The sequence below is a fragment of the Staphylococcus argenteus genome (assembly GCF_000236925.1).
Classification (GTDB): domain Bacteria; phylum Bacillota; class Bacilli; order Staphylococcales; family Staphylococcaceae; genus Staphylococcus; species Staphylococcus argenteus.
In genome coordinates this window covers 822,541-844,204 of the sequence record NC_016941.1, presented here as the reverse complement: position 1 = coordinate 844,204, position 21,664 = coordinate 822,541, and the positions used below count along the sequence as shown (strand labels likewise).

The window sequence follows — 21,664 nt, the reverse complement described above, 5'->3', positions numbered from 1 at the left end:
ATACGTTCGTTAAAATCAATATACAATCACTAATGAACAGGAGAAATTACTAAAATGAATGAGTGGCATATCAATAACAAATCAACCCAACCATTTTTAATTCAACAAAACGAAGCGCAATTGTCGATAGTTAAACCATTGTCTAATGGTAGCTTCAAAATACTAGCGGAAATTGATTTAACAAATGGTCAAATAAATAATAATGATGAAACCTTAGTTATATCAGTAGATATCAAATCTCTAGAGTTGAATATATTCGACAGATAAATATAAACACAATATTTTTATTTAATTATTTTAATGTTTCGCTTTTTAAATAGAAATAAGATTACTGAATTATTATGAGATTTTAAAAACATTAAATTTTCTCAATAATTAATCACTCTTAATAAAAAATTAACAAAAAGTTGATTAGTTAAATTATTAATTAAGTAGTAAGATATAATCCGATGTGGTATCCTATTATTGTTAAACACTTTGAGTGTTTAACATTACTTCTTGTTATCGCCATATACAGACTTTAATTCTCGTCATTATTAAAGATCTGTATTGGCGTTTTTTTATCCAGAATTTAAAATTTTCTTATGTTTGTTAAGTAATACTACAAGTAATTTCTAAAAAAATAGCAAATACTGTTATTTATTGGTTAAATAAATTCATTCAAGTGCTGATTTATTGTGTGGACTATTCTTCTGGCGGTATTATGCAGTTAATTTTTCACTAATGAAATATGTTTTTTTAGAAATTAGTTTTTCTTATGCATGAGTTTTCCTCATATATTTCTATTTTTAAGTTGGAATGGGACTGTAAAGAACCACTCTCTCAAAAATGGTATAAAAAAAACAGCCCTTTAATTAGGACTGTTTGAATTAGTTAAAATTACATTTTAACTACGTTAGCAGCTTGCTCGCCACGGTCGCCTTCAACGATGTCGAATTCAACTTTTTGGCCTTCTTCTAATGATTTGTATCCATCTTCAGCGATTGCTGAGAAGTGTACGAATACGTCGCTACCATCTTCTCTTTCGATGAAACCAAAACCTTTTTCTGCATTAAACCATTTAACTGTACCGTTATTCATATCGAATACCTCCATCGTGCTTTTGCACTAAATATTTGTAACAAATTCATAAATGAAAAGGAGAATATTCTGTAAAAATAACTCACAATTTTCTTCACGCTCTTTATTACTTACCTACCATTATACACTTCTAAATATAGAAGTAAAGCATTAATTTATTTTCTGTGAAAATACATATTGTAATATATAGTAATATTCCATTTTAATATTAAATCTAAAATTTTTATATTCTGATATTAAATACACTTTAATTTGATACAATTTATTTTTCTAATTCTGATTCGATAATAAAACATAACGTGATCTAAAAATTATAAAAGTGCCACTAGCAGCAGTGGCACTTTATGTTAAATGTCAGTAACTTTATTCTGCGTTACCTTCACTCCAAATATTTAAATGTTCTTTTTTTGCTTGTGCTTCACTTTTTCTTAATAGTTGTTCATGTGTGTTATTAGGTTTATAAACATACGCAACTTTTGCTAGACCTTGACGCACTAAAGCTTGGTTAACCATCTTACCATCAGCATAGATATAAGCTAAGCCACGTCCATATTTATCTGTCTTTTGACCTTTGTCAAATTCCACTTCTATTTTCTTAGCATTCTCTACCATATTCTTCGTAAATGCACTTGCTTCTGGGCCATATTTTTCAACGCCTTTTTTAGGATGTTTCGTTTCAGGCGTATCAATTAATAACAATCTAAATGTCATTGGCTTTCCTTTATACATTAACTTAACCGTATCACCATCGATCGCTTTAATTAATGTCGCAGGTTCTTTATGTAATTTAGTCGTTGCTGATTTACTGTATTCAGTTGCATTGCTATTTCCCTCTTCATCAGTTAGTTGGGATGCTCCTGCAGATTGATTAAAATTAGAAACTACAACTAATGTTAACACTAAGCAACTAATAGAGAAAAATAAAAATCTTTTCGCTGTTTGCTTTTTAGAAAATTTACTTATAGCCATCACTACAAGTACTAATGAAACAATTGTCGTAAATATGCCAGCACTTAAAAAGTATTCTGTCATAACTAACACCTCTTTCTTTTTTAGTTAATTTTCATATTAAACGTTAATAAAATTTTTATCTACACTTTTACAATTATTTAATAGAAAATTAATAATTTAAAGAATATAAACACAGATATTTATATATTTTTTGTATATTTTAGGTGCATAAATTAATGTTTTTTATCTTTAAACAATTTAAAAAGCCTACAACTATAAGCGTTGTAGACTTAGTTAGCGAGACAATGTAAATTTATAATGCCTCAAAATCTATATTAAAATTGATAATCTATCAATGGAATTGTCATTATTTATATGATGTCGATTAAACACGAGATATGTAACTTTTAAATTTAATTTGATTTAGCGTTGCAAACCATTATAAACTTTATCAATTTGTTTATTGAAATATTTTTGATGTGGTTTGCTTAATGTATCCACTTTTTGCTTAGCTTTAACTCTGTCTTGCGCAGTTTGGGTATCTTTATAGTTTTCTACTAAACTTTGTGCTTCTTTAACATGTTCACGTCTAATCACACGTTTGTCGCGATCAGTAAAATGTGATGAGTCAATTTCACTGTAGCCATAGAACATTCCTGATTTGCCTCCTGTTTGATTAGTATGTAAATCATATTCAATAATGTTATCACTTGAAAGTGATTTTAATTTATTTATTTGTGTATGTTCTTTCAGTAAAATTTGCTGTTCAGTTATTATTTCAGTTTGTGTTTGTAATGTTCTGTTAATATCTTGATCTTTAACAACAAAATTTGTTTCTACATTTTCAGTTATCATCGCTTTCGCATTATTAGAATGCATTAATTGTGTCGCACATAGTACACCCAATGATATTATAAATAATTTCTTTTTCATTTTTTTTGCTCCCTTAATTTCCACTATTTTTATAACCGATTTATTTACCCTGTTTTCTTCGCCATCGAAAATTATATATCAACATTTTAGGAAAAATAATTAACTTGTGATAAACAAACTATTAACAATTATCTTGAGTCTTACTTTTATCTTAATTATAAAAAGTTCTTTTTATGATTAGTTAACATAGTGTCTATTAATGTGTAATAATAACCTTATCCACTGATTGATGTGAACAAATTAAAAAATACAGCCTACAACCACATAGATTGCAGACTATATTTTAAATAATAGGTATTTATCATATCTCGTAAACTAAGAGTCAATTGTTATACTCGTGGTGCTGGTAATATCCCATTAAATTCGGGAACACTGTGGGTAGGGCTAGTGCTTGGAACAGCATATTGATAATTTACATTTTTAATGTTTAATGCTGGTTTAACATTTTTACGCTCATTTGATTTTGAAAATGAAAAATAGCTGTTTAAATTTTTGACAATTTTATAAGTATAAAAATATTTGTAGCTATATGTTTTATTTACCGAGTGATGATTGTTAATTGATGATGTTGATGTGTGGAAATTAGGCACATGTACGCGCTGTGAACTTTGACTCAGCGACGGAATAACTTTAATGCTATTGCTTGGTGGTACAACACAAAAATGATTTACTTTAATACTTGCATGGCCTGGTGTTACAAATTTATGAGCATTTGATCCAGGTACTACAAAATGTTGGTTTACTGTTGAAGTAATTGAAGTTGAAGGATGTGTATATTTAGGTGCTTCTGATGGTTTAACAACAAAATGTCTATTTACAGTAGTTGTATGATGTGTAATTGGCGTATAAACACGTGTTGTTTTGTATGAAGTAGTAACTTTTTTGAAGTGTGTTTGCGTCGTGATAAAACGTTGGTTTACTATATTTTGTGTAATAAATCTATTTACCTCTGGGCCTTTAACAACAAAATTACTATCAACTTTTTGAGGTGCTGTTATAGTTGCTGGTACATTCACGCGTTTATCTTTGTCTTTATATGAAGGTACAATTTTGTCGATTTTTGATTCAGGCACTACAAAATTCTTGTCTACTAGTCGACTAGCATTTGAAGGTGTAGTAATTTTTTTAAATTGATCTTCTGAAGCTACAAAATTTTTATTTTCAGCTAAACTTTTAGCTTTTAATTCTGGTACATTCACATGTTTATTTCTTTCACTATATCCAGGCAAAATCTTATTAATACCTGATCCAGGAACAACAAAGTTTTTGTCTACACTTTCTGTTGAAGCTTTAGCGTGATTTGAATTTATAATTTGTGTGGCAAATAGCGTACCCATAGTTAAAACTAATAATTTCTTTTTCATGTGTCATTTCTCCTTTATATAGACTCAATATTTTTAACCAATTAAATTTTCCTGTTAAATTCACTAACAGAATTATATACCAGAATTTTATGTATAATAATTAACTTGACGTAAACGTTGTCTTAACATTTTTATTGATTTTCATATTAAAATTAATTAATGATATTGATAGTTAAGCATAATAAATTTTCTCGTAATATAAAGTGAAAAAAGTAATAGCCCACACTCTATAGTGAATGTGGACTATGTATGAGATATACATTATTTTTCAAATGGATTATCTTCGATATATTATTGCTAGTTTAAATGTGTTACTCTTCGGCAAAATGATTTACTACTTCGCAGCCAAGTATTTATTATTTGCCATTATAAACTTTATTTATTTGTTTATTAAAACGTTTTTGATGACCTTCACTTAAAGTATTCACTTTTTGTTGTGCATTTAATCGGTCTTTATAACTATGTGTATCTTTATAGTTTTCAACTAATTTTTGTGCTTCTCTAACATGATCACGCTTAATCACACGCTTTTCACGCTCAGTTAAATGAGATGAATCAATCTGACTCAAACCAACCAACGAACCTGATTTTCTGCCAGGTAAAGCAGACGTTTCATCAAATTCTACAACATTACTATACGTGTCATTTGAAGTTGTTGGAGATTGATGCGTTGTTGAAAAGTCATGACTTTCACCATTTAATCCTGCCAATTGTTTCGGTGCTTTATAAACAATTTGTTCTTGAGTTTGACGCTCTACTGTAGGCATTGGAACTTGTTGTGTTGTTTCAGTATATGTAGTTGGTGGTGTTGGTCTTTTGATTGGACTAGAAACAATGAGTTGTTTGTCGTTTTCGTTATTAACACGTTGCTTATGTTCAAAATCGTATTCTAACGAGACAACCGGTTCATTTTTACTTTTCTGTTTATCTAAAAATCTTACTTTTCTTTCCTCTGATTTTCTTTCATATGCAGCCTTTTGTTCTGCAGTTACTTCTTGAGTTGTAGCTTTATATTTTTGAGATTCTAAACTTCTTTTACTTCTCTTACTTCTTTTTGACTCGTCGTTTTTAGCAGCTTCAATATTAGCTTTTAATTCAGATATATTTCTACGATTTTTTTCTTCTTGCTTTTCATCTTCTAAAACCGGAATATTACTTGGTCTTGTTTTATCAATATTACTAAAAAACTCATCAATAGTAATTTCTAAGTCTTCTTTTTTATTTTCAAACATCCTTTTATTAACTGGTTTTCTATTTGCTCTTTCTTCATCTTTATATCCCATGATTAAATCTAATTTGCTATACAAATTTTCAACATCATCTTTATAATTTTGATAGAATGTTCTACCTAACATTAATATTTGATTCTCTAAAGTATTTAATTCTAAGTCATGTTTTAATTGTTCTTCTTCACTAAAGTCTTTCAATTCCGGTTTATCTTTCTTTATTTCTTCAATTTCTTTCAAAAACTCTTCATTTTGCTTTTTCAAAGTACTGAATATATTTTCATATCTTTCATGACTTAAACCAATTAAATTTCCGTCTCGGTGATTACCATTGTTAATATTTTTCTCTTCTTCAAAGATTTTTTTCAAAGCCTCATCTTCAGCCATAAATTTTTGTTGATATTTTTTTATAATTTCTTTATATTCAGGTTCATCAAATTTCTCATTATCTAAGTTTGGAAAGGACCAAATTAAATCTTCCAAACTTTTCTTATATTCTTCTATTGATCTAGACTTATTTTTATTAGTCGTTAAAGTAAGTGACTCAGATTCATATGGATTCTTCTCCCCAGAAACCACTGCACTCGCGTGATTGTGTTCCCAAATTTGTGATACACATAATGCTCCCAATGTTAAAACTAGCAATTTTTTCTTCAACTGTATTTTCTCCTTAATTTTTCCCTAATTAACAACCTACCTTTTACCCTATTTTTTCGCCAAGCCAAATTATATAACATCAACCTTTTTAAAATAATTAACTATAGATGAATTAATTATTAATTATATTCGAACAATATTTTTGCAAAATCCAAGTAAAAAAGCCACCTGTAAAGGTAGCTTCTTCGTTAATCTTTATATTAATTTAATATAATCATTACTTATTTCTTATCTTTATTTTCTTTTTTTCTTCTGAAAAGTAGTAATGAACCTAATGATGCAAGGAATCCCCAAATTAATGACGTATTCGTTGAATCATCTGAACCAGTATCTGGTAATGGTTCCTTACTATTTTTATCTTCTTTTTTATCAGTAGCATTGACATCATTTTGAGAAGTATTTGGTGGAACTACATTACCTTTTGATTCAGTGTCTTTTGCTGGATCAAATGCATTATTAGAATCTGAGTCACTATCTGAATCCGAATCACTATCTGAGTCTGAGTCGCTACCTGAATCGGAATCGTTACCTGAGTCGGAGTCGCTGTCAGAATCTGAGTCGCTATCTGATCCTGAATCACTTCCTGAATCCGAATCACTATCTGAGTCTGAGTCGCTACCTGAATCGGAATCGTTACCTGAGTCGGAGTCGCTGTCAGAATCTGAGTCGCTATCTGATCCTGAATCACTTCCTGAATCCGAATCACTTCCTGAATCTGAATCACTGCCTGAATCGGAATCACTATCTGAGTCTGAGTCGCTATCTGAGTCGGAGTCGCTATCTGATCCTGAATCACTTCCTGAATCCGAATCACTTCCTGAATCCGAATCGCTACCTGAGTCGGAGTCGCTGTCTGAATCCGAGTCACTGCCTGAATCTGAGTCGCTATCTGATCCTGAATCACTTTCTGAATCTGAGTCGCTGTCTGAATCTGAATCACTGTCTGAGTCAGAGTCACTATCTGAATCTGAGTCACTGTCTGAATCGGAGTCGCTGTCTGAATCTGAGTCGCTATCTGAATCGCTATCTGAATCTGAGTCGCTATCTGAATCGGAATCGCTATCTGAGTCGGAATCGCTTGCTGAATCTGAGTCACTGTCTGAATCGGAATCGCTATCTGAGTCTGAGTCACTGTCTGAATCGGAATCGCTATCTGAGTCTGAGTCGCTATCTGAGTCGGAATCGCTATCTGAGTCTGAGTCGCTATCTGAGTCGGAATCGCTATCTGAGTCTGAGTCACTGTCTGAATCGGAATCGCTATCTGAATCTGAGTCACTGTCTGAGTCTGAGTCACTGTCTGAGTCCGAGTCACTATCTGAATCTGAGTCACTGTCTGAATCGGAATCGCTATCTGAGTCTGAATCACTATCTGAATCGGAATCGCTATCTGAATCTGAGTCACTGTCTGAGTCAGAGTCACTATCTGAATCGGAATCGCTATCTGAATCTGAATCACTGTCTGAATCCGAATCGCTCGCTGAATCTGAATCGCTCGCTGAATCGGAATCGCTTGCTGAATCCGAATCGCTCGCTGAATCTGAATCGCTCGCTGAGTCTGAATCACTTGCTGAATCTGAATCGCTCGCTGAATCCGAATCACTTGCTGAATCGGAATCGCTCGCTGAGTCTGAATCGCTCGTTGAATCTGAACCACTATCTGATCCTGAATCACTTGTTGAATCCGATGTGCTATCAGAACCTGAACCACTATCTGACCCTGAATCACTTGTTGAATCTGAATCGGAGTCTTCAGGAATTGGTTCAATTTCACCTGGTTCATCCGGCTGTTCTGGAACAACTGGTTTATCAATTCCATCACCTGAACCTGAACCATTATTAAATGCAACTTCATTATCCCAAGACATTGAGCGCCATACAAAATTTGAATTATAGCCATATAAAGTTGAACGTAATGCCAAATCTCCAGTACTATTAGGATCAATATGTCCATTTACAACAACAATATATGGTGTTGTAATTTGATCGTCAGGCGTATTAAACTCTACTTTGTATTGATTTGGATTAGGGAACGTAATATTTACACTACTTGTTACATCTTCAAAATTATCAGGATTAACGTAATAGCTTTCAGATAAGTCCGCAGTATTATCTACTTTGTATACTTTAATGTCTGTATTATTTTTATCAATTAAAGCGTTACTATTTGTATTAGGCTTCAAGTTACCTGTTAACACTGGGGCAATTACATTATCACCACTCGGATTAACATAAATTGTTTGACGATACGTATTATTAGTTTTATCAATTTGGTCAATCGTACCTTTAATCGATAAATTATAAAATTTACCATACTTCTCATAATCAACTAACACTGTCTTACTAGCAGTATTACTACCAATACCTGTTGTTAATGTTACATTACCTGTATGTGTTACATTTTCAGGATCTATATATGCAGGCATGTTAATACTTGCCGTTACATTTTCTTTATTGTCAACATAATCTGTAAATGTATAAATAACATTACCGTCACTATCAATAACTCCATTTGCTAACACTTGATCTCCAGCCATAATTGGAGGTACTTTTGCAGTTGATGTTACACCATTTAAATTCAACTCTTTAGGTACTGTGATTTTGAATGTGTCACCTTTAACAGCAGAATTTGGCACTGAAAATGCATAATTTAAATTAACATATCCTGCTTGGTGAGGATAAACAGTATCACCTGAATTGATAGCTACTTTTACATCAGTTAATTGATCTGTAATATCGCTACCACTAGCTGCATCTGCTGCTACTGCCGCTAAACTAAATGCTCTCATTCTTGGCGTACTTGTATTAACTGCGTTATTTACTACATCTTTGTTCTGGATAGTTGATTCGTTGTTTGAAGGTGTTGTTTCAGTTGAAGTATCTTGCGTTGATGAAACATTATCTGTATTTGTAGAATTTTGAGGTGAATTTACAGATGATACATCGTTCGTATCATTAGAAGCCGTTGTATTACTTGGTTGATTCACTAATTCTTCTTTATTAGTTGGTTGTTCTCCAGTCGTACTATTAGATTGTGTTGTTTCTGGTGTAGTGTTTTGATTTGTTGTAGTCGATTGTGCATCGTTTGAAGCTGAAGTTTCATTTACTGTCGTAGTTGTTTGTTCAGCTGTTGTAGGCGTCACTTCCGTAGCCGTTGCCGTATTTGTTTGTTGTGTCGTTTCCTGCTGCGCCGTGCTTTGCGCTACTTCTGATCCACTATCGTTTGCATTTGTCGCTGTATTTGTGTTGTCCGTTTGAGGTGATGCATTTACATTGCTTGACTCTTTACTTTTGTCTTCGCTACTCGAACTGTCTGATTGTGTTACACTATTTTCACTTGCATCCGCTTCTTTACTACTGAGCAGTCCAAAGCCTATTAGTGTTCCTAAAAGAACTGAAGCCACGCCAAGTGAATTTTTCCGAATTGCGTGTTTTTCTTTTTTCTTCATATTCATTATATTCCCTCTTTTAACATTTCATTTTATATTAGGTGTATACCCATTTAAGATATATTTAATCTATATTATTGCAATTATACACCATAATTGTACATTAGCAATTATTTTGTTTATTACTTTAATTACAATTAAATGTTTTATTCATTACGCTAAAATTGACTGATTGAATATTTATGAATATATTTTCTTCTTAAAAATAAAAACAACAACACATCATTGTATTGTACGTAATATACAACGCTGTATTGTTCCTTTTTATCAATTCAATTTCACATTATTCAAATGCCGATGAATAATGAATGATGCCATTCTTTCCTTCTAACCCGTTAATTTTCAGTTCTTTAATTAAAAATGCTTCATCCGGAACGCCTTCAAATGGCGGATAAATATTAAATAGACTTGCACGTTTATATCCAAGATTTGAGTAATATGTTGGCCATCCTAATACACTTATAAAATCATAACCTTTCATTATCGCTATCTCTTCTAATGACGCTATTAATTGTTTTCCAATACCTTTGTTTTGATAATTAATATCAACTGCTACTGGCGCTAAAACTAAACCGATTTCTCGACTGTCTTCTGTATCAAGATAAACATCACTTAATAATCCATGGCCAACTACTTTGTCATTTATAATTGCAACCAATTCTAAATTCGGATCATATTCATCACTTTGTCGAATTTTATCTACTAATTCTGCTTCATTTCCATAACCATGTTCAGTATTTTCAAAAGCTTTCCTAATTAATTGATCTACTTGAGAAAAATCCTGTTTGTTAATTTTTCTTATCTTCATTTACATACCTCCTACTTTTTCTATTTTATAGAAACTATCCTACCATTTTCTTAAAATATATTCCTAATTACTTTGTTTCAAAAATCATTTTGGTTGTTAAAATCACAATAATATTTTCTACTTTAATATAATCTAAATCTTAGGTTTCATCATAGAAGTCTTACTAACTATATACACCGCTATGTCAGCTCATTCAATAAATACTATATATCATTTTCAGTAATGCTTTATTTATTATAATTCAACAACATGTGGCTTTACATTTACATTATGATTTGCGATTGCTTCTATACAATTTGGATTATTTGCCATCATTTTAATCCAATTTAGTGACTTTTGAGCTTCATTTTTATCAACTAAAACCCCAGGTAAAATATTTTCTTCCCATGATTTAGCGGCATAACCTACATCTGAAGCGAGTAAAAGATACTTGTCACTGTTTTCGTTTTTTATAATCGTTGAAGAAAGTCCTTTACTGTGCCCTGGTACCCAAACCATTGTAATCGTGCCATCACCAAATAAATCAAATGATTTCTTTTTCGGTCCTATGTCACTGTCAGTAAATTTAAATGTTTCAAGGTTTACACCTTTCCATTCATGAGGCAAGTAATGTAATTTATCATTTAAAATAGCTGTATGTTCTTCCTCACTTAGAATAATTTTCTTAGCATGCTTTACTAATCTTAAAACATCAGCATGGTCACAATGCATATGACTCATTACTACATAATCTATATCACTCGGTTTATAACATAGTTTAATTAATTGTTCATGTATAGCTTGTCCTTCAGGTAGTTCAGCTTTATTAACTGGATATTGGAATAACAAATTTTTAAGCTGGTGTTTTCGATTATCTGTATGCCATCCTGTATCAATTAATATTAACCCTTTAGGATGTTCAATCAAATATGCAGAAACTGGTAATTTAACTTGATGCTTTTTCGATCTAAACATACCTGTCCAAGCTAATGGAGGATTATTTTTATAACCAAATGGTAATGCCTCATCAACAATCACTTTACCTGTGTGTAATACGTGTACTTTTATTTTGTCATTCATTTACTTGTCATCCTTTACTAAAATTTTTTTAATTTCATTTATGTGTGTAATTAAAACCTCAGTATCTGAATTAGACAATTTGAGTTTTTTCTCTAATCCTTTATAGAGCAGTAGCTGCCTGTTTTTATAAAATGAAATTCCAAATTCTGTTAACACTACTACTTTTTCCCTTTTATCTTTTGAACTTATTTTTTTTACAAAGCCCTTTTCTTCCATCTTTTTTATTCGCTTAGAAATGGCAGTTTTAAAAACACCTTGCCTTTCAGCAATTTCTTTCATTGTCATCTGCTTATTTTCAAAGAGTAATTTAAATACACCCATCTGTTCTCTAGAAATTTCAATATTCTGTTCTTCTATCACTTCATTAATAACTTTACTTAATTCAATAAACCCTAAATGTAGTTCATTAAATTGCTCAAATTTTATATTGTCCATAAATACCTCCTTCGAAATAATTGTACTGACTCATTCAAATAGTACACCTAGGTGTACTATAATGCAACGAAAGAGATTGAAAAATAAACATAAATAGCAATAGTGCTTGTTTGATAATCCTTTTTAGAATAAAAATTAATTACCATCATACCTTACATCTTTAAAATTAAAAATTATCCATATTACTACTCATTTTATTTATCAAATATTAAGACCCACGCAATAAGTTAAATTAATTTATTTTAATAAGCGCAAATTTCCAATAAATCAAACTTCTACAATTAAATTTTTCGATAATTCACCATTTTTTATAAATAGTAATATATTTTTATCAATAAAAGATATATAATATTAGTAATTATAGTTGTATTAATTTATTGCAACAATACATAGAATTATTATTACACAAATTATTTAATATCATCTTAGAAACCCACAAATACTAATTTTGTTTAATTACTCAAAATGATAAGTCATTTAGAGTTTTTAAAATAAATCTTTGCGAAATAAAGGAGACATGTTAAATGAAAAAGGTAATGGGGATATTATTAGCAAGTACACTTATATTAGGTGCTTGTGGACATCATCATGATAGTGCAAAAAAAGAGAGCACTAGTCACAAAAAGAAAGAAAGTGACAATGAAGAATTAAATGAAGAGCTTAAAGAATTTAAAAGTAAAAAAAATATGGATATAAAAATTAAAGGCGATACAATTGTTAGTGATAAATTTGAAGCTAAAATAAAAGAACCATTTATCATTAACGAAAAAGATGAGAAAAAGAAATATATCGCTTTTAAAATGGAAATAACTGCTAAAAAAGACGATTCAGATAATAATCCATCTTCGATTTCTCATGACTATATTAATATCACTCAAGATGATAAAAATACAGTAAATAAATTAAGAGATGGTTATCTTTTAAGTGATAAAAAATATAAAGATTGGACAGAACATAACCAAGATCAAATTAAAAAAGGCAAAACTGCACAAGCCATGTTTATTTATGAGTTAAGAGGCGATGGTAATATTAATTTAAATGTCCATAAATACTCAGAAGACAAAACCGTTGATTCTAAAACATTCAAATTTAGTAAACTTAAAACCGAAGATTTTTCTCATAGAGCGGAAACAAGAGAAGAAGTAGAAAAGAAAGAAAAAGAATTTGAAGAAGAGTACAAAAAAGAACAAGAACGAGAGAAAGAGAAAGAAAAAGAAAAGGAAAAAGATGACGACCACAGTGCTTTAGATGAAGTATAAATTTATGAATGCTCGCATTCAGCGTTATAATCATTGTTGTTATTATAAATTAGCTTACTTACACTCATAATGACACACCAATTTAATTGTTAAATATAATAAAAAAGAGTAGCTCGCCTACTCTTTTTTGTTGTTTTATACTCCCCTTACTAAATAATATCTAATCTATTTGAGTAACTCTTCATAAGAAAGTTCATTATTCACACATTTATAAAATAGTTTTTCTTCTTTTAGTAACATTAAATTATATAATTCATATAAAGTATAATCAGTTTTGACTACTGGATCACTAAATATATCTAACACCGGTTTCAACTTATCTAAATTATTAATACTTTTTACTTTTGAATTAAATCCTTTAGGTCTATTTTTCTCATCTATATACTTTATTAAATCTACAATTATTTTATGTGTTTTATATAATTTTTCCTGATTTCTACTCAATTCCAAGTTACAACTAGGTTTAATATTATTAAATACGGTTTTTAAAATTTCATTTAATTCGCTTCCATTTTCTCTTTTTTTCAGAATTGAATTTAAATAGTATTCTGAAATATTCAACCTGCCTTCCTTATAATCATCTACTGACATTTCAATATAATTATTAATTATATAGTCTTCTAATATTTCATTCATAACGTCTTCATTTGTTGATCTTATCAACTTATTTATTATCGTTAATTTATATTTTCGAATATACGAAGATAAATTAGATCCCTTTTCATCTTCAACCAATTTATATGTATCTTCTTTAACTCTTAATAATTCAAAGTACCTAGATTGTATAATTGTTTCTTTCATCATTTCATTACTTTTAATCATTTGGTCCTTTTGTTTTTCTTGTACTTCTTTTGTTCCTTTTAATTCTTCTCTAGTCATCTCCAGTTCTTTTCTAGTTAATTTTAAGTCTTTATTTTGAAGATATGAAGTATATATTAGCATAGTAAATGCAGCCAATGAAAAAACACTTTCATCAAGCAATGTTTCGCCATTTTTACACAAATTAAAAACTATACTACCTGTTATTATTAAAACCAATGAGATACTTAAAAAGATGGAAAATGATCTTTCGCTTTTCAAAAATTGACTAAATTTATTTTTCATATTTTCACCTATTTCAATTTAATTGTATTATTGTAATTTCACAAAATTATCTCTAGATTTTAAAAAACTATATATACATAAAAAATCAAAAGTGTACATTATTAAATTATCATTTCCACATTATTTTATCTTTATAATCAATTTCGTGTTTCATAGCAACAAAAATGCAAAAACCTAATATTATTAAGCAGCTTAATGTAATAATGATTCTATTTATTTTTTCATTATATAACTTAGTCTCTTTCATGTATTTTATATATAATATTACGCAAATTCACCCCTCACTGCAACACAGTGCGTTTCTCAGATAAAAACGCCACTCGAAAGTGACGTTTGAAACGATATAATTAACTTGAAGATGGACTAATAAGTGGATTGACAGATTTCAACTCATTTTTCAAACAATAATTAATTTGTTACTATTTCACTTCTTTTTATTATTAGATGAAAACAAAAATGCTCCAAAAAAGAGCAAGGGAAAAATAACAAACAAACGAGCATCAAACGTATTTTTCCCAAGAATAACAGGTAAAGATATATAAATAATAAAAGTTATTATTAAAAATAACAAATAAACTTTTTTATTGGTACTCATCACAAACACACACCTATAATACAATAGCAATGAAAGCTCTTGCTACAATATAAGCAAATTGTTTATTGAAACCAAAATTATTTGTCAATCCTGTAGCTATACCGTCAGCTAAATCACCCTCAAAACCTGTTAAAATATCGCAAAACTTATTAATACTTTGATAATGGAACATAACTAGCTTTGTGCCAGTAGTATTTTCAATTTTAGCAACTAATTTATCCCAAGCTTTCTCTCCAACCTTATTTACAGTAGCTCGTATAGCTTTAGCTCCAACTTTTGCCGTTATGGTAGCTTTACCTTTCTCTGCTACACCATTTTTATAATCTCTAACTTGCCCTTTTAATTTTTCAGTTACACTTGGGTCTTTAAAATCTTCTTTACTATTATCTATCTCTTCTAACAAAGCATTTGCAATTTTTTCTCTTTGCTTCATTTCCTTATCAACCGCTTTAGCAGTTTCAGCATTAGCTTTGCCTGATTCTATCGTAAAATAAACAGGCCCCACCAATACAAAAGACGCAATAGTAGCAACGGAAATTTTTCTTAAGTATTTGTACATTGTAAAAACTCCTTATTAGAACTTAAACAATCCCTTAAAAAACATCCCTTTTCAGCATATCATATAATAATTTTCTTTCAATCACTTTTGGACATCAAGATTCTCCCCCATATTCAGGCAGTCTTTATTAGCCACTTCAAATCATATTTAAAACATAAAACAGTTTCACATTTACGATTATCCTGAAAATTTCAATTGTATGTACATTTCGTAACTAAACATTGATATCACTTCTTCAATCCTCTAACGGAATATCATCCACAATCACAGGATGGCTAGCTAGGATTAGCGTTAGATACCTCTTTTACAGTTTTGTCTAATTGATCATCAGCTCTGTCCCATGATTAGCGCTACTTGCTTTAAAATATTGTTCTCCATTTTTAAATGTTGAAATTCTTTGCGTAATTTAATCAGCTCTTTTTCTTCATCTGATAAATTATCTTGGTGATTGAATGTACTCGTGTTTTGATGTTGCATTATCCATTTCCCTAACGCCAAAGGTATTAAATCGTACTCGCGTATAATTTCATTCCTAGACTTACCATTTCATATAATCTAACAATTTGTAACTTAAACTCTGAACTAAATGTTCTTCTTTCTTTTGTCAAAATAAAATCGCCTACTTTCTTAAACTAACAATATGTATTCTCATAAAATTTGTCCGATTATGTGTAGACGATTCATTCAAGCGTAGCTAAAATCACAGATAAGTCGTATAGGTTAAAAAATCTTTCATCTAAGAAGGAAATCACTTAGCAATCAATTTTGTACATTCCTATACAATCATTTATGTACATTTTTATATTGACATATATAACATGGAGAATTTTTTGCGTATAAAGAAGTTTCTTCATGAAAAATGTTGAATGCAAAACTCAGAATCCAACTTTTTTGACACTTATTTGACACACATCCCTGTCCCCTTATATCTCAAAAACTAATTCATAATCACTTATTACTTTTTCCTCCATAAAATAAACAGCTATACAAACACTGCTATATCAATATTCACAACAATTTCTGCAATGCTTTATCCCCTGAAAATTCATAATAAAAAAGCCCACAACCACAAAGGCTGCAGGCTATCTAAATGGAGACGGCGGGATTTGAACCCGCGTCCAAAGGTCCTGATACACATCTTTCTACGTGTGTAGTTTATCAATAGGTTTCGCATCATGAAAAGTGATAAACAACCAACATGATGCTAGCTTGATTAAGTTTCTTCTAAACAGACTTCAAACGGCAGTGTTTAGCATATCCTATTAAGGTTGAATCGCGTTAACAGCACATAGGAAATGCTGTTAGGCGATGCAGAGTGCGATTAGGCAGCTACTGCGAAATTATTGTTTGATTTGCCAGTTATTATAAACTGTGTGTGTTGATGACGAAGCCAACCCTCCGACACGCTTAATGAGCTCGGGGGACCCCTGTCGAATCCATAAACGTCCCCTCAATAATAAATCAAACAAGTTTTGCATTTGTAATTTACAAAAGCACATATAACTATATCAAATATAGCCCGATTAAGCAACCAAATCGCTTAATAACGGGCTTTCATATCGCGCGCAACATCTCGTTTGACTGCTTTCTCCTTCAAAGCTTGACGTTTATCATATTTTTTCTTACCTCGTGCAACACCAAGTAATACTTTACAATGTCCATGCTTCAAATAAAGCTTTAGTGGCACAATCGAATAACCAATCTCACGTGTTTGATCACCCAATTTAATGATTTCACGTTTATGCAATAATAATTTTCGAGAACGAAGAGGATCGTGATTAAAACGATTCCCTTCTTCGTATGGTGCTATATGCATATTATTCAAATACATTTCACCGTTTTTAACTTGCGCATAACTATCTTTAAGGTTAGCGCTACCTCGGCGAATAGATTTTATTTCTGTTCCTTTTAATACAATTCCCGCTTCAATCGTATCTTCAATATTATAATCATGTCTTGCTTTACGATTTTCCGCTAATGTACCTGGTGATTTCTTCTTAGCCATTCATACTCACCTCATTGTTGCTTATTTTTTCTTACGACGTGCTTTCTTTTTTACACTTTTATCTTTATAAAATGGCTTATGCTTACTATTACCTGATTTATCATTATTTCGTTGATTTTTACCTTTACGTTGCTTACCTTTTTTCTTACGACCCTTATCATCAGATTTCGATTTATCTAAAGATTTTCCACGCGTTTTAGCTTGAATCGTTTTACCTCTTGCTGGTCGCTGTGAGCGGTCATTTTTAGGTAATGGCATTCCAACGATTTGAAAATCAATTAAACGTTCATCTACATCAACATGTGTCACTTTAACCTTAACAGTGTCACCAATTCTAAATACTTTCGCGTGACGTTCTCCAATTAAAGCCATTTGACGGTCTTCAAAACGATAATAATCATCGGTCATATTTGCAATATGAACCATTCCTTCAATTGTGTTAGGCAATTCAATGAACATACCAAAGTTTGCAACTGAGCTGACTATACCTTCAAACTCATCGCCAATATGTTGAATCATATATTCTGCTTTTTTCAATTCATCAGTATCACGTTCTGCCTCAATAGCACGACGCTCACGTTTAGAAGTATGTTCAGCTAACTCAGGCAATTTGTCTTCCCAACGTTTCACTTCTTTATTATCCATTGATTTCTCAATTAAATACTTTCGGATCAATCGATGAACCGTCAAGTCAGGATAACGTCTAATTGGTGATGTAAAATGCGTATAATATTCAGCTGATAAGCCGAAATGACCTAAATTGACATCATCATAATGCGCTTGCTGCATTGAACGTAACATCATTGTTGAAATAACCATCTGTTCTGGGCGACCTTCTACTTCTTCTTGAACCTTTTGAAGTGTTGTAGGATGAATATCTTCGCCTGTTCCTTTAATCATAATGCCAAAGTTAGTAATAAAATCAAAGAATTGTCTTAAGCGATCTGATTTAGGTTGCTCATGGACACGGTATATAAATGGTACGTCTAGCTTACTAAAATGTTCAGCAACTGTTTCATTTGCAATTAGCATAAATGATTCAATCAAACGTTCGCCTTCACCACGTTGTCTTAATTGAACATCTGTAGGTATACCATCTTCGTTAACTAATACTTTTGCTTCACTAATATCAAAATCGATTTCACCACGTCGTTTTCTCATTTGAATCAAACGATTAGATAAATCTTGCGCTAAATCTAACATAGGCGTAATTTCTTTATACTTTTCACGAATGTTAGGATCCTTTTCAGTAATAATCTGATTTACCGCATCATATGTCATTCGATAATCAGAATGAATGACACTATCAAAGATTTCATGTTTTACAACGCGACCACTATCATCGATTTCCATGCGACAGCTTAACGTTAAACGATCGACATGAGGATTCAATGAACAAATACCATTACTTAATCGATGTGGAATCATCGGAATTACACGGTCAACAAGATATACACTTGTCGCTCTATCATATGCTTCTTTATCTAAAGCTGAATCTTCAGTTACATAATAGCTGACATCAGCAATACTTACTGTCAACTGCGTATGACCATTTGGCAACTTTTTAACACTAATTGCATCATCTAAGTCTTTAGCATCCGCACCATCAATAGTGATTGTCAATTCATCACGTAAGTCATGACGCCCTTCAATTTCGCTATTTTCTATATGATCTGGTACTGCTTCAGCTTCTTGTAATACATCATCAGGAAACTCAATTTCAATACCGTGTTGATAAATGATAGATAAAATATCTACGCCTGGATCATTTTTATGTCCTAAAATTGCTGAAATATGCCCTTCTGGATTATCTGAACCATCAGCATACTTAGTAATTTGAACAAGCACCTTATGTCCATCGACTGCTCCTAAACTTTGTCCTTTAGGAATAAAAATATCTTGCATAATACGTTTGTCATCTGGAATCACAAAGCCGAAATGTCTAGCTTCACTATACGTACCAACAACTTGTGTCACCGAATGCTTTTCAATTGATTTGACTTCCCCTTCAATTTTACCTTTATGCTCACCTTTAGATTGATGTATTTCTACAATTACAGTATCTCCATCTAAGGCACGATTAATTTTTGTTGGGGGAATAAAGATATCTTCCATATCCTCATCTTCAGGTCTTAAGAATGCAAAGCCTTTTTTATTTTGACTTAACGTTCCCTTTATCAATTTTGAATGACCTTTTGAACTATGCTTTTTTTGGTATCTATCTGTTTTTGTACGTTCAATTAATCCTGATTGTTCTAATTCTACGAGCACCTTAATTAAATCTCTAAATGAGTCGGCACTGCTTAAACCTAATGCATCTTGAAAATCTGATACCGACATTGGTTCATATTCAGGTTTATTAATAATTTCTTCTATAGATTGCTTTAAATTCATTATGCCCCTCCTTTCTAATTTTAAAATCTCTTTTTATTCTGACCAATCTAATGACTCTAAAAATTGATAAATATCTTCAAATACTTGTTCTTTCTCTTTATCAATTGTAATAACATGTCCAGATTCACTATACCACTTGATAGTTTTATCATCCGAATCTACATGGTCATATATATAATTTGCGGATTGTGGATCAATCATTTTGTCGTTTTCTGCTTGAATCACTAAAATAGGATCCAACACTTCATCAACTTGACCTTTAATCGTATCTAATGCTTCACTAAGTTCTTTTAAAGTTTCAGTTGGTTTAAAATGATTCATTTCATTATCAATAGTCTCTTGATCTTTACCTTCATACTTTTTAAAATTACGTGCATACTCTAAAAAGCCTTCATAAATGGTACCTTCAGTTTTACCACCCATTGGTGCACACATCGTTACAATACCCTTTACATCACGATTTAAGCTTAATTTTAAAGCAAAATCCCCACCTAATGATAGACCAGCTACAACAATTTCATCATAACCTTGTTCAACAAGATAATCATAACCATCTAACGCATCTTTAAACCAAACGAAAGGACTTGATTTCAATATTTCCTCGGGTGGTGCTGCGTGACCTTCATATTGTGGTGCATACGAAGTATACCCCTTTTTTTGTAAAAATCGACCTAATTGACGTACATCAGACGAATTGCCTGTAAATCCATGTAATAATAACACGGCACGTTTGCCTTCTTCAAAAAAGAAAGGTTTTGGTAATTTAATTTGCATAAATCTAACGCTCCCTTTGCATACTTAACTAGGCTATAAATTTTTCATAGCTTATTGTCAAACTATTACATTCTTAATTATAAATAAAAAAGCCCGACATTTACATCGCCGGACCTTACATACCAAGATAACTTATGCAAATCATAAGTACAAAAAATAATATTGATAAAATAATTGTTAATCTATTTAAGAATAAATCGACGCCACGTTGTTTTTGTTTACCGAATAACTGCTCAGCACCACCACTGATGGCACCTGAAAGTCCACTGCTTTTACCTTCTTGGAGTAGTACAACAGTTATTAATGCAATACAATCAATGATTAATAATACGATTAAAAATGTATGCATAAATTGTCCTCCGTTCCTTATATACGACAAGTAGTATATCATATTTTTATTGTTAAAATCAATTTTCTAGCGATTAAATGTACTTTTACGCTTGATTGAAACAACAAGCATATAAATTGCAAGTGCAATTGATCCAATAATAACGATTAATATTGGTAATGTTAAATATGCACCATGTGCTGCTTTTATAGCCTGAACTGTAATTGATAAATTTATAACTGTGAATAAACTATTTGAAACATACACTGCAAACATAAACCACCATACGTATGTATGACGATTCCAAATTGTGATAAAGCCTGCTAAATAAGCCAATATGTACATAATACCTGTAAATCTAAAACTATTTAAAATATAGTCAACAGCTTTGTCTGATGTATTTTGATTTGTAAGACTGAGCAATGCTTTAGCCGTCGCATTATCTAGTGATACAAAATAATGAATGATTAATAGTATCGAGAATACAATTGAAGCTACTGCTATGAAACGTCCTGTTTTAATTTCTTTATTTGTTATATCAGCCATCCGTTTACTCCTCATCTATATAAATATCGTCTTTAAAAAGACAGTCGTTTAATTAAAACCTTTAAAAATGATTAAAGTCCTCTTTTGCACCTATTTCATCTAAACTTAATTATACCAGTTTCATAATACAAGTTAAATATG

General features: G+C 31.1%; 19 protein-coding genes, 1 other RNA gene and 1 pseudogene. 2 read left to right on the top strand and 19 right to left on the bottom strand.

Annotation, left to right across the window (positions count from 1 at the left end):
* Positions 1-54: 54 nt before the first annotated feature.
* On the top strand, positions 55-267 hold the full coding sequence (locus SAMSHR1132_RS03895; RefSeq protein WP_001007088.1) for a hypothetical protein: 213 nt from the start codon (positions 55-57) through the stop codon (positions 265-267).
* A gap of 612 nt (positions 268-879) precedes the next feature.
* On the opposite strand, the gene SAMSHR1132_RS03890 is transcribed toward SAMSHR1132_RS03895, so the two are convergent.
* From SAMSHR1132_RS03890 to SAMSHR1132_RS03850, 9 genes are all read right to left on the bottom strand, one after another.
* Positions 880-1,080 carry a cold-shock protein gene (locus SAMSHR1132_RS03890; RefSeq protein WP_001059082.1) on the bottom strand — a complete coding sequence of 67 codons (201 nt, stop codon included), beginning with the start codon at positions 1,078-1,080 and terminating at the stop codon, positions 880-882.
* Positions 1,081-1,443: 363 nt separating this feature from the next.
* On the bottom strand, positions 1,444-2,112 hold the full coding sequence (locus SAMSHR1132_RS03885; RefSeq protein WP_000141443.1) for a thermonuclease family protein: 669 nt from the start codon (positions 2,110-2,112) through the stop codon (positions 1,444-1,446).
* Between the two features lie 342 nt (positions 2,113-2,454).
* The gene (locus tag SAMSHR1132_RS03880; RefSeq protein WP_000727672.1) at positions 2,455-2,964 is read right to left on the bottom strand and encodes a hypothetical protein; all 510 of its coding nucleotides are present in this window, start codon (positions 2,962-2,964) and stop codon (positions 2,455-2,457) included.
* Between the two features lie 329 nt (positions 2,965-3,293).
* The gene (gene emp / locus SAMSHR1132_RS03875; protein ID WP_000728050.1) at positions 3,294-4,328 is read right to left on the bottom strand and encodes an extracellular matrix protein-binding adhesin Emp; all 1,035 of its coding nucleotides are present in this window, start codon (positions 4,326-4,328) and stop codon (positions 3,294-3,296) included.
* A gap of 356 nt (positions 4,329-4,684) precedes the next feature.
* Positions 4,685-6,211, bottom strand: a complete 1,527-nt coding sequence (gene vwb / locus SAMSHR1132_RS03870) for a von Willebrand factor binding protein Vwb (RefSeq protein ID WP_000728049.1) — start codon at positions 6,209-6,211, stop codon at positions 4,685-4,687.
* A 221-nt stretch (positions 6,212-6,432) separates the two neighbouring features.
* Positions 6,433-9,663, bottom strand: coding sequence for an MSCRAMM family adhesin clumping factor ClfA (gene clfA / locus SAMSHR1132_RS03865; RefSeq protein ID WP_001056246.1), 3,231 nt, complete (start codon positions 9,661-9,663; stop codon positions 6,433-6,435).
* A gap of 277 nt (positions 9,664-9,940) precedes the next feature.
* Positions 9,941-10,465 (bottom strand): GNAT family N-acetyltransferase, encoded by a 525-nt coding sequence (locus SAMSHR1132_RS03860; protein ID WP_000702255.1) that lies wholly within the window; start codon positions 10,463-10,465, stop codon positions 9,941-9,943.
* Between the two features lie 234 nt (positions 10,466-10,699).
* Complete coding sequence (locus SAMSHR1132_RS03855) at positions 10,700-11,524, bottom strand: N-acyl homoserine lactonase family protein (protein ID WP_000998212.1); 825 nt, start codon at positions 11,522-11,524, stop codon at positions 10,700-10,702.
* Entirely contained in the window at positions 11,525-11,959 is a 435-nt protein-coding gene (locus tag SAMSHR1132_RS03850) for a MarR family winged helix-turn-helix transcriptional regulator (RefSeq protein WP_000368757.1), read from the bottom strand.
* A 524-nt stretch (positions 11,960-12,483) separates the two neighbouring features.
* Between SAMSHR1132_RS03850 and SAMSHR1132_RS03845 the strand changes: the two genes are divergently transcribed.
* Positions 12,484-13,218, top strand: coding sequence for a DUF5067 domain-containing protein (locus SAMSHR1132_RS03845; RefSeq protein WP_014373804.1), 735 nt, complete (start codon positions 12,484-12,486; stop codon positions 13,216-13,218).
* A 165-nt stretch (positions 13,219-13,383) separates the two neighbouring features.
* Here SAMSHR1132_RS03845 and SAMSHR1132_RS03840 read toward each other — a convergent pair whose 3' ends face one another.
* The 10 genes and pseudogenes from SAMSHR1132_RS03840 to SAMSHR1132_RS03805 form a co-directional block, all read right to left on the bottom strand.
* Complete coding sequence (locus SAMSHR1132_RS03840) at positions 13,384-14,322, bottom strand: hypothetical protein (RefSeq protein WP_000790826.1); 939 nt, start codon at positions 14,320-14,322, stop codon at positions 13,384-13,386.
* A 608-nt stretch (positions 14,323-14,930) separates the two neighbouring features.
* Positions 14,931-15,476 carry a hypothetical protein gene (locus SAMSHR1132_RS03835; protein ID WP_000280152.1) on the bottom strand — a complete coding sequence of 182 codons (546 nt, stop codon included), beginning with the start codon at positions 15,474-15,476 and terminating at the stop codon, positions 14,931-14,933.
* A gap of 235 nt (positions 15,477-15,711) precedes the next feature.
* Positions 15,712-15,817 (bottom strand): annotated as a pseudogene (locus SAMSHR1132_RS14375) (terminase small subunit); the annotation flags it as partial.
* Positions 15,804-15,953 (bottom strand): hypothetical protein, encoded by a 150-nt coding sequence (locus SAMSHR1132_RS14090; RefSeq protein WP_169929179.1) that lies wholly within the window; start codon positions 15,951-15,953, stop codon positions 15,804-15,806. The gene SAMSHR1132_RS14090 and the pseudogene SAMSHR1132_RS14375, both read right to left, overlap by 14 nt.
* 611 nt (positions 15,954-16,564) lie before the next feature.
* Positions 16,565-16,926, bottom strand: a transfer-messenger RNA (tmRNA) gene (gene ssrA, locus SAMSHR1132_RS13750).
* Positions 16,927-17,016: 90 nt separating this feature from the next.
* A complete protein-coding gene (smpB, locus tag SAMSHR1132_RS03825) occupies positions 17,017-17,481 on the bottom strand; it encodes an SsrA-binding protein SmpB (protein ID WP_001085181.1) in 465 nt (154 codons plus the stop codon).
* Positions 17,482-17,502: 21 nt separating this feature from the next.
* On the bottom strand, positions 17,503-19,875 hold the full coding sequence (gene rnr, locus SAMSHR1132_RS03820) for a ribonuclease R (protein WP_001050022.1): 2,373 nt from the start codon (positions 19,873-19,875) through the stop codon (positions 17,503-17,505).
* 33 nt (positions 19,876-19,908) lie between these two features.
* Positions 19,909-20,649: an alpha/beta hydrolase gene (locus tag SAMSHR1132_RS03815; RefSeq protein WP_001165963.1), complete on the bottom strand. Its 741-nt coding sequence runs from the start codon at positions 20,647-20,649 to the stop codon at positions 19,909-19,911.
* A 115-nt stretch (positions 20,650-20,764) separates the two neighbouring features.
* Positions 20,765-20,998 (bottom strand): preprotein translocase subunit SecG, encoded by a 234-nt coding sequence (secG, locus tag SAMSHR1132_RS03810; RefSeq protein ID WP_000556760.1) that lies wholly within the window; start codon positions 20,996-20,998, stop codon positions 20,765-20,767.
* 66 nt (positions 20,999-21,064) lie between these two features.
* Positions 21,065-21,523, bottom strand: coding sequence for a hypothetical protein (locus SAMSHR1132_RS03805; RefSeq protein ID WP_000763764.1), 459 nt, complete (start codon positions 21,521-21,523; stop codon positions 21,065-21,067).
* Positions 21,524-21,664 lie beyond the last annotated feature (141 nt).

Bases quoted from the DNA above. Each gene is read 5' to 3' on its own strand.
- SAMSHR1132_RS03895 (WP_001007088.1), top strand. From the start codon at position 55: ATGAATGAGTGGCATATCAATAACAAATCAACCCAACCATTTTTAATT.
- SAMSHR1132_RS03890 (WP_001059082.1), bottom strand. From the start codon at position 1,080: ATGAATAACGGTACAGTTAAATGGTTTAATGCAGAAAAAGGTTTTGGT.
- SAMSHR1132_RS03885 (WP_000141443.1), bottom strand. From the start codon at position 2,112: ATGACAGAATACTTTTTAAGTGCTGGCATATTTACGACAATTGTTTCA.
- SAMSHR1132_RS03880 (WP_000727672.1), bottom strand. From the start codon at position 2,964: ATGAAAAAGAAATTATTTATAATATCATTGGGTGTACTATGTGCGACA.
- emp (WP_000728050.1), bottom strand. From the start codon at position 4,328: ATGAAAAAGAAATTATTAGTTTTAACTATGGGTACGCTATTTGCCACA.
- clfA (WP_001056246.1), bottom strand. From the start codon at position 9,663: ATGAATATGAAGAAAAAAGAAAAACACGCAATTCGGAAAAATTCACTT.
- SAMSHR1132_RS03860 (WP_000702255.1), bottom strand. From the start codon at position 10,465: ATGAAGATAAGAAAAATTAACAAACAGGATTTTTCTCAAGTAGATCAA.
- SAMSHR1132_RS03855 (WP_000998212.1), bottom strand. From the start codon at position 11,524: ATGAATGACAAAATAAAAGTACACGTATTACACACAGGTAAAGTGATT.
- SAMSHR1132_RS03850 (WP_000368757.1), bottom strand. From the start codon at position 11,959: ATGGACAATATAAAATTTGAGCAATTTAATGAACTACATTTAGGGTTT.
- SAMSHR1132_RS03845 (WP_014373804.1), top strand. From the start codon at position 12,484: ATGAAAAAGGTAATGGGGATATTATTAGCAAGTACACTTATATTAGGT.
- SAMSHR1132_RS03840 (WP_000790826.1), bottom strand. From the start codon at position 14,322: ATGAAAAATAAATTTAGTCAATTTTTGAAAAGCGAAAGATCATTTTCC.
- SAMSHR1132_RS03835 (WP_000280152.1), bottom strand. From the start codon at position 15,476: ATGTACAAATACTTAAGAAAAATTTCCGTTGCTACTATTGCGTCTTTT.
- SAMSHR1132_RS14090 (WP_169929179.1), bottom strand. From the start codon at position 15,953: ATGCAACATCAAAACACGAGTACATTCAATCACCAAGATAATTTATCA.
- smpB (WP_001085181.1), bottom strand. From the start codon at position 17,481: ATGGCTAAGAAGAAATCACCAGGTACATTAGCGGAAAATCGTAAAGCA.
- rnr (WP_001050022.1), bottom strand. From the start codon at position 19,875: ATGAATTTAAAGCAATCTATAGAAGAAATTATTAATAAACCTGAATAT.
- SAMSHR1132_RS03815 (WP_001165963.1), bottom strand. From the start codon at position 20,649: ATGCAAATTAAATTACCAAAACCTTTCTTTTTTGAAGAAGGCAAACGT.
- secG (WP_000556760.1), bottom strand. From the start codon at position 20,998: ATGCATACATTTTTAATCGTATTATTAATCATTGATTGTATTGCATTA.
- SAMSHR1132_RS03805 (WP_000763764.1), bottom strand. From the start codon at position 21,523: ATGGCTGATATAACAAATAAAGAAATTAAAACAGGACGTTTCATAGCA.